This window comes from Candidatus Planktophila sp., from assembly GCF_044348745.1.
GTDB lineage: Bacteria > Actinomycetota > Actinomycetes > Nanopelagicales > Nanopelagicaceae > Planktophila.
Map to the genome: position 1 here is coordinate 1 of NZ_JBIKSG010000038.1, position 8,626 is coordinate 8,626.

Below are 8,626 nucleotides of genomic sequence, written 5' to 3' on the forward strand. Positions count from 1 at the left end.
CATCTTGGCGATCAGACAAACAAACTGTCGTTTAATTTGTCATTTATATACCAAAGGAAATCAACGGGTATAGCTTTTTATGGCTATACCTCATTGAGGTATTTATATATTTGCCGTGGTTGTTAATGCATCAAAAAGCACTGTAAAACAATGATTTTTCGCTATTGAAAGCATGACGAACTAAGCCACTATTGGCATTGACTTATGGCACGCTGTTGAGTTCTCAAGGTACGGATGCGCACTGCTTCTCAGGATTTCTCCTGATTTTCAGGGCAGATCGCCAAACTTAGTGCATGCATGCAGGCGCGGTCAAACTGGCCTAAATGAGTTACTAGATCTGGCTGAGGCTCAATTACTTGAGCTTCTGTGCCTACTGTCCGGCCTAAATCGTCCGTTCCCAGCAAGGAGCGTAACTATACATAGGCTCCCTGAACGGGTCAAATCGACATCTCCGAGACCAGAGGAAAGCTTCAAAAATGGCAAAATTGCGAATTATCCACGCCCGCTAGGGTTTTTAGCCTCTTTTTGAAGGGTTAGACCAATTCGACAGCAGCGAGATCTCTTTTACCTTTTCTCAAAACCGCATATTTTCCGCATAAAAAGTCAGATTTTGAAGGTCTGAAATCTTCACCAGAAATCTTCTCATTATTGAGATATGCGCCACCTTCTTTAACGATGCGTCGCGCCGCTGATTTTGAGTCAACAACACCTGTTGCTGCTAGGAGATCTACCCAGGTTGGAATTTCATCTGTTGATGAAACTGTTGTTCGCGGGAGTTCTGCAAGTGCTGAAGCAAGAGTTGCTTCATCCAGTTCTGATAATTCACCTTGACCAAACAATGCACGAGCTGCAGCTTCAACGCGCTGTGTTGTCTCTTCTGAATGTACTAATGAAGTTAACTCACGAGCCAATGCACGATGTGCCTCTCGTAATCCAGGATTTTCGTTATGGGATTTTTCAAGTTCGGTGATCTCTTCGTGTGACTTGAATGAAAACACCTTGAGGAAATTGATCACATCTTTATCATCACTATTAAGCCAGAATTGGAAGAACGCATAGGGTGAAGTCATCTCGGGATCTAACCAAACCGACCCTCCAGCTGTCTTTCCAAACTTAGTTCCATCGGCCTTCATCAGCAATGGAACGGTTAACGCATGTCCGCTCCCCTGCTCAACGCGACGAATCAAATCAAGGCCTGCGACAATATTTCCCCACTGATCTGATCCGCCAACTTGCAACGTACAGTTGTTACGTCGAAACAGTTCCAGAAAATCATATGACTGCAACACTTGATATGAAAATTCGGTGTAGGAAATTCCTCCACCTTCTAAACGCGCAGAGACAGAATCTTTAGACAACATTTGGTTAACGCTAAAGTGCTTGCCAATGTCGCGAAGGAATTCAATGGCACTTAATGGTGAAGTCCAGTCGAGGTTGTTCACAACCCGTGCGGGATTCTTGGGTGCGTCAAAATCTAAGAACGCTGATACTTGGTGGCGGATGCGATTAACCCACGCTTCAACAACCTCACTGCTATTGAGGGTGCGTTCTTCATTCTTGCCGCTAGGGTCTCCGACCAAACCTGTTGCACCCCCAACTAATGCGATGGGGTTATGCCCTGCTAATTGGAATCGTCGTAAAACTAAGAGGACTACCAAGTTACCTGCATGAAGTGAGGGAGCTGTTGGGTCGAAGCCAACATACAAAGTGATTGGTTGCTTGAGTGACTCAATTAAGGCTTTTTCATCAGTTGACTGCGCCAATAAGCCACGCCAGCGCAGATCCTCGATTAAGTTCATGAGCTCATCATCTCCGAAAATGCAGCTTGTTTGCTGGCAATTTCTCTCTCGGTATTGGAATTGGCGGCTAAAGCATCTTTAATCTGGGCAGCAACAAGCACGGGCGCTGTTCCACCAGATGTCGTGCGCGAATTGATCGCCCCATGGACGGTAAGCACGTCTCTTACTCCCACATCTAATTGTGGATGGACCTGCAAAAATTCAGCATCTGATAATTGGTGCAATTGACGACCTGAGTCTTCACACATTGCAACACACTTTCCAGCCGCTTCGTGGGCAACAGCAAAAGGAACGCTCTTCTTGGCCAGATAATCCGCAATTTCAGTGGCTAGTGAAAATCCCGTAGGGGCTGCTAACGCCATCTTCTCTCGATCAAACTCCGTTGTTGCAATCATCCCTGTTACGGCGGGCAGAACAAGCAACAATGTGTCGAAACTGTCGAACAACGGTTCTTTGTCTTCCTGCAAATCGCGATTATATGCAAAAGGTAAACCTTTGAGCATTGTTAAAACACTCATCAGGTTTCCAACAAGGCGTCCTGATTTACCGCGTGCAAGTTCAGCCATGTCTGGGTTTTTCTTTTGTGGCATGATCGAGGATCCGGTTGAGTACGCATCTAAAACCTTGGCCCATGCAAACTCTTGTGAAGCCCACAATGTCCATTCTTCACCAATTCGTGAAAGGTGAGTTCCAATCATTGCGCAAATAAACAAAGCTTCAGCAACATAATCACGATCACTCACCGCGTCGATACTGTTTGCAAATGAAGAATTGAAGCCAAGATTCTGCGCTGTATAGGCTGGTTCAAGTGCAAGAGAGGAGCCAGCTAGTGCACCAGCTCCTAACGAACTAACAGAGGTACGTGCTAGCCAATCATTTATACGATCAAGATCGCGAGCAAAGGCATGCGCATGCTTTGCCAATTCATGTCCAAATGAAACCGGTTGTGCGTGTTGAATATGGGTAAAACCAGGTGCCGGATCATTTACATATTCAGCAGCTTTTTCGAGAATTGCAGTTTGAAGCGCTGTGATCAATCGAGCAACTTCTAGCATGTGATCGATTGCAAAGAGTCGAAGATCTGTAGTGACCTGATCGTTGCGAGAGCGTCCTGCGCGAATCGCTCCCCCGACAGCACCGATCTTTTCAGTTAATCCTCGCTCAAGAGCACTATGAACATCTTCATCTGAATCAATAGCTAGAAAGCTGCCGTTTAAGACTTCATTCGACAGCTCGTTCAGCGCTTTTGCTATTGCATCGGCATCCTTGGTTGAAACTAGGCCACTCTTTTTTAAGACTGCTAAGTGAGCCTTAGAAGAACGAAGGTCATAGGGAGCCAAGCGCCAATCAAAGTGCACACTTCGGGACAGGGCAAAGACTGATTCCTCAGGTCCTTGCGAAAAACGACCGCCCCAGAGAGCCATTACTTCCTCTTTCCATCTGATTGTGCGTAAGCAAGCAATTCTTTCGCTAAATGGGCTCCACCTGTTGCTTTCTTGGACACCAAGATAATCGTGTCGTCCCCAGCAATAGTGCCAATTACCCCAGTCAAGCCGGCATGGTCCAGAGAGCTTGCCAAAAACTGAGCAGCACCTGGAGGAGTATGAATCACGGCCAAATTCGCGCTGTGATCAACGGACAATATCAATTGAGAAGGTAAAGGCGTGCTTCGCGCAATCGCATCCTCTGCGCTTTCACGTATTTGATAAGTGCTTTCTCCATTTTTATTGCGCGCACGAACAGCACCTATCTCCTCAAGATCACGACTAGCGGTAGCTTGAGTTACTTTATAGCCCGCCTTTTTCAACAACACAACAAGATCTGACTGTGAGTGAACCAATCCAGATTGAATGAGGAATATCGCCTTGGCTCTGCGAGCAGAGACTGATTGGGCATTACTTGGCATCTGTAATCACCTTTCTGAATGTGGAAATGAATTTATTGATCTGAGCATCAGTCACAATCAAAGCCGGTGCAATACGAATTGTTGTTGGATTTGCCGCATTCACCAGAATTCCGGCATCTCGCATAGCATCCGACACATCCGATGCCTTTAATGATTCCAACTCGATTCCAAGTAGCAAGCCAGCCCCACGAACTTCTTTCACTCCTGGAATGAGCGCTAATTCCTGCATCAAGTGTGAACCTTGTTTTTCAACTTTTTGCAAAATGTCTTTTGTCTCAATGTATTCAATCGCTGCTAAGCCAGCTGCAGTCGTCACTGGATTTCCACCAAATGTAGAGCCATGATCTCCTGCTTGAAATAAATCTGCCGCTTTCCCCAATGCAATCATTGCACCCAATGGAAGGCCCCCGCCTAACCCTTTGGCTAATGTGATGACATCGGGTGTTATTCCTGAGTATTCATAACCGAACCAATCACCAGTTCGCCCCATCCCTGTCTGGACTGCATCAATAACAAGCAATGAACCATTTTTGTCACACAGTTGTCGTAGTTGTTGTAGATAATCTGATGGAGGAACAATTACTCCTGCCTCTCCCATAATTGGTTCAATAATTACCATCGCAGTTTTCTTGCTTATCGCTTTTCGCATCGCATCAATGTCGCCGTAGGGAACGTGCTTTACTCCCTTAATGAGTGGCAAGAAAGGTTCGCGCTTAGAGGCTTGCCCAGTAAGCGACAGTGCGCCCATAGTGCGACCATGAAAAGCACCCTGGGCAGCAACAACTCGCACTTTGCCTGTGCGTCGTGAAAGTTTTAACGATGCCTCATTGGCCTCAGCACCTGACTGACAAAAGAATACTTTTGCACTCTTGTCCCCTGTCATTGCTGCTAATTTCTCCGCTAACTCTATTGCGTTGGGGTGTGCGTAGAAATTACTAACGTGGCTTAAAGTCGAAATCTGCTTTGTCACCGCTTTTACGATCGCAGGGTGTGCATGACCCAAGATGCTTGTCGCAATCCCGCCTAGAAAATCCAAGTAGGTGTTGCCATCTGCATCAGTAACAACTATTCCCTTGCCCTTAACTAAAGCAATTGATGGCTTGCCATAATTATTCTGTAGTGAGCTATCCCAGCGCTTTAAATATTTCTTGTTAGTCATGCAACCACCAACGTTCCGCCTCTACCAGTCAGCGCTGAAGCAAAACTATCGGAATCGGTTCCATCAATAATACGTACTGCTTTTGCGCCATATGAGAGCGCATCAAGTGCTGCTTGAACCTTAGGAGCCATGCCATCTGCAAAATTTGTCTTGATTGATTCAAGTTCGCTTGCTGAAATGCTTTCAATGAGTGAATCTTTATCAGGCCAGTTGCGATAGATGCCTGCGACATCTGTCATGACGATTAAGGAAGATGCTTCTAGCGATGATGCAATCGCTGCAGCAGCGAAATCTGCATTCACATTCAACCCTGCCTTAAGATCCACATCAGATGAAACAGGTGCGACAACAGGTACGACCCCTTGATTGAGCAATTCAAGCAATGCTGAAGGATTCACCTTCTCAACATTTCCAACAAATCCAAGATCGGCAGGGGTTCCATCGATCAAATGTGTTCGACGACTTGCGATGACAGTTGGCAATGTACGCGCCGATATAGCTTGAGCTTTGATGCCAGCCTTGCCTAATCTGGCGGCAACATCTGGGCCGACTTGATTAACCAGAACATCCTCCACCACATCAAATATCTCCTGCGTTGTTACTCGAAACCCTCCAACCCAAGTACTAACAATCCCCTGAGCATCTAGGGCTGCATCAATTTGAGGGCCCCCTCCGTGGACAACTACAACCTGCTCTCCTGCGTTTTGGGCAGCGGAGATGGCTTTGGCGAAGTTTCCGTTTTCATCCTTCATTGCATGTCCGCCAAATTTTACGACAATCACATCGAAGCCTTAAGAACCGATTCCATCGAGGGCTAGACCGCTGATCTCGGCTAGTCCACAGATCAAGTTAGCGTTCTGAATAGCTTGTCCAGCTGCGCCTTTGCCAAGGTTATCTATGGCAACAGAGACAACGATGCGATTTGTATGTGCATCAACCGCGACCTGTAACTGAACCTTGTTGCTACCAATAACAGCACTTGTCTTAGGCATCTGTCCTATTGGGAGAACGTCGACAAAGAATTCAGAAGCGTAGTGTGAAGAAAACATCTCATGTGCCTGCTGAGTATTCAGGGATGAATTCAATTTCGCGGTAATTGTGGAAAGAATTCCACGCGGCATTGGCGCAAGAATTGGTGTAAAAGAAAGTTTTACTTTCTTTTGCGCTACCGCTGAAAGTGCCTGCTCGATCTCAGGTGTGTGTTGATGTACTCCGCCAAACTTATACGATGAAAGTGAACCCATTACTTCACTACCAATCAAATTCATGGATGCATTTCGTCCGGCACCTGTTGTGCCAGATGCAGCAACCACGACAATGTCTGACACGTCAATCAGCCCTAATACAGGTGCAATACCAAGAGATATTGATGTTGCATAACAGCCAGGATTAGAAACTCTGGTTTCCTTCTTAATTGCTTCCCGCTGGCCAGATGCAAGTTCAGGCAAGCCATACACCCAGAAACCTGCGTGCTTTCCACCGTAGTACTTTTCCCATTGCGCAGCATCTTCTAATCTAAAATCTGCCCCAAGATCAACGATCTTTACACTAGTTGGAATCTTTTCTATTATCGCAGCTGATTCACCATGAGGGAGTGCAAGAAAAACTAACTCAAGGGCTGAAAAATCAATCGAATCGGTTGATACAAAACTTCTACCCGCATAGCTTTGAAGCTGTGGATGAACAGATGTGACCTGCTCCCCTGCATTTGAATGCGCACTAACGACAACAACTTCAAAGTGTGGATGGATTGCAAGCAGCCTTAAGAGTTCTCCACCTGCGTATCCACTAGCACCAATGACCGCTGATTTCATAAGTAAAGGGTAAGGTAATATCTATAATTATGCAATCTTATGCATAATTATGCGGTGCGGACTACAGCTCCGAATTTAGCCGCCGCCACCGCTGTAGCTGCCTCGCGCATAGCGCTCACCTCTTCGCCTGTAAGGGTGCGATCCTGTGCACGGAAAACCAGAGTGAAGGCAAGTGAAATCTTGCCATCGCCAATCTTGTCGTAACGATCAAACAAGGTAATGGATTCAAGTAAATCGCCTGCACCTGCGCGCAAGGCTCCTTCAATATCTGCTGCACTTACATTTGATTCGACAATCAAAGCCACATCTTGAACCGCAGCTGGCATGGTTCCAACTGTTGTAGGTCGAACCAGCGCCGAATCCGGCAGCGCGCTTAGCGCCACAGCAAATGCAACTGAACGCTCAGGTAAACCATAGGCGGAAACTATGCGTGGATGAAGTTCACCTGCATGTGCAACGGCTTTTCCATTAACAATTAGCTCTGCGCAACGACCCGGATGCCAGGGGGCTAGATCTGAGCGAGCCACTGTCCATTCAAGATTACACAGCGCTAAAACATCTTGGGCGTATGAAATTGCATCTTGCCAATTATAGGAACGCGCTTTGCCCTGCCAATTCTCATTTTCGGTTTTTCCAACGAGTAAACCTGCAACGTGATATCCCTGTGGCGGAACACTTGCAAATATTTCGTCAATGATTGTTTTGGAAGGACGCTTAGAAAGATCTGGAGAAATTGCAGGAACTAACTTCTGGTCACTACGGAAGATTGAGCCCATTTCAAAGATTGCAAAATCTTTTGCACCGCGACTTATGTTTCGTTGAGCCACTTCAATCAAGCCAGGAACTAAGTGCACACGCATGAGCGGAAACTCTTCTGACATTGGGTTTGCAACTTTATATGTCGCAGCACGCTCGCCCACAAAACCCATGGAATCAATAGTTGCTTGATTGGTAAATGGGAATGTCTGAACCTCTGCCAAACCACGACTTGCAAGCATGGTTGCAACAGCGCGGCGACGCTTTTGAGTTGGAGTCAATGTTGCATGCAAAGGACGTGGAGGCAAAACTGAAGGGATCTTGTCGTAGCCGATCATGCGGGCCACCTCTTCAGTAAAATCTGCAGCAGTCAATAGATCTGCTCGCCATGATGGCGGATCGATGGTGAAACTCTTCTCGTCAACATCGCACCCAATAACACGAAGTACCTCAGCAACCTTCTTTGCTGGGATATCAAAGCCTAAAGTCTTGGAAACATAAGCAGGATCAATAGTGACCAAAGGTGCATAGATTGGCTCCCCATCAACCACAGTTGCCACATGCTTAGCGGAACTATGAGCGGTAAGAAGTTGCACAAAGCGAGCAGATGCAAACTCAGCCAAGGAAGGATCCACGCTTCGCTCTAAGCGACGTGATGCTTCAGATGAAAGTTTGTGACGACGAGAGTTCCTTGCAATACACACTTCGCAGAAATGAACCGCTTCGAGTGCAATATCCGTTGTGGTTTCGCTGATCTCAGATGAAAGTCCACCCATTGTTCCTGCTAAAGCTAATGGTTGTTCATCATCACACACCATTAAGTCATTCGGATCTAAAGTGCGTTCTACGCCATCTAAAGTTTTAAACTTTTGCGCTTTGCCAGCCAGCTTGATGGTTAAACCGCCCTTGATCTTTGATTTATCAAAGGCGTGTAATGGTTGACCAAGTTCTAACATCACGTAGTTCGTAACATCGACAACTAAAGAAATTGAGCGCATGCCCATCTTTTCAATACGTCGGCGCATCCAAATAGGAGTCGTTGCCTTTGGATCGAAATTTGAAAGAGTTCGAACATAGAAAACAGAAGCCGACGACTTTTCGCCAATCTTGGCTGTAACACCCTTGCCAGTCTCTGCAAACTTTAGACCGCGTAATGCATTGACGGGATCGGTGAACTTCAAATCCAAGGAGC

The 8,626-nt window shown here is 46.4% G+C and carries 7 protein-coding genes; all 7 read right to left on the bottom strand.

Features of this window, described 5'->3' with window-relative positions; genetic code table 11:
• Window positions 1-533: 533 nt before the first annotated feature.
• Window positions 534-1,799, bottom strand: a complete 1,266-nt coding sequence (tyrS, locus tag AC9UH7_RS05615) for a tyrosine--tRNA ligase (protein ID WP_509596092.1) — start codon at window positions 1,797-1,799, stop codon at window positions 534-536.
• Window positions 1,796-3,223, bottom strand: coding sequence for an argininosuccinate lyase (gene argH / locus AC9UH7_RS05620; RefSeq protein WP_509596094.1), 1,428 nt, complete (start codon window positions 3,221-3,223; stop codon window positions 1,796-1,798). Before argH ends, tyrS begins: the two co-directional genes overlap by 4 nt.
• Window positions 3,223-3,705: an arginine repressor gene (locus AC9UH7_RS05625; RefSeq protein WP_509596096.1), complete on the bottom strand. Its 483-nt coding sequence runs from the start codon at window positions 3,703-3,705 to the stop codon at window positions 3,223-3,225. The genes argH and AC9UH7_RS05625 overlap by 1 nt, the downstream gene beginning before the upstream one ends.
• Window positions 3,695-4,864 carry an acetylornithine transaminase gene (locus AC9UH7_RS05630; protein ID WP_509596098.1) on the bottom strand — a complete coding sequence of 390 codons (1,170 nt, stop codon included), beginning with the start codon at window positions 4,862-4,864 and terminating at the stop codon, window positions 3,695-3,697. Before AC9UH7_RS05630 ends, AC9UH7_RS05625 begins: the two co-directional genes overlap by 11 nt.
• On the bottom strand, window positions 4,861-5,646 hold the full coding sequence (gene argB, locus AC9UH7_RS05635) for an acetylglutamate kinase (protein WP_509596100.1): 786 nt from the start codon (window positions 5,644-5,646) through the stop codon (window positions 4,861-4,863). Before argB ends, AC9UH7_RS05630 begins: the two co-directional genes overlap by 4 nt.
• Window positions 5,647-5,655: 9 nt before the next feature.
• The gene (gene argC / locus AC9UH7_RS05640) at window positions 5,656-6,678 is read right to left on the bottom strand and encodes an N-acetyl-gamma-glutamyl-phosphate reductase (RefSeq protein WP_509596101.1); all 1,023 of its coding nucleotides are present in this window, start codon (window positions 6,676-6,678) and stop codon (window positions 5,656-5,658) included.
• 47 nt (window positions 6,679-6,725) lie between these two features.
• The coding region (gene pheT / locus AC9UH7_RS05645; RefSeq protein ID WP_509596103.1) for a phenylalanine--tRNA ligase subunit beta at window positions 6,726-8,626 on the bottom strand (1,901 nt) is incomplete at its 5' end.

Coding starts and splice junctions, on each gene's coding strand:
- tyrS (WP_509596092.1), bottom strand. CDS start 1,799: ATGAACTTAATCGAGGATCTGCGCTGGCGTGGCTTATTGGCGCAGTCA.
- argH (WP_509596094.1), bottom strand. CDS start 3,223: ATGGCTCTCTGGGGCGGTCGTTTTTCGCAAGGACCTGAGGAATCAGTC.
- AC9UH7_RS05625 (WP_509596096.1), bottom strand. CDS start 3,705: ATGCCAAGTAATGCCCAATCAGTCTCTGCTCGCAGAGCCAAGGCGATA.
- AC9UH7_RS05630 (WP_509596098.1), bottom strand. CDS start 4,864: ATGACTAACAAGAAATATTTAAAGCGCTGGGATAGCTCACTACAGAAT.
- argC (WP_509596101.1), bottom strand. CDS start 6,678: ATGAAATCAGCGGTCATTGGTGCTAGTGGATACGCAGGTGGAGAACTC.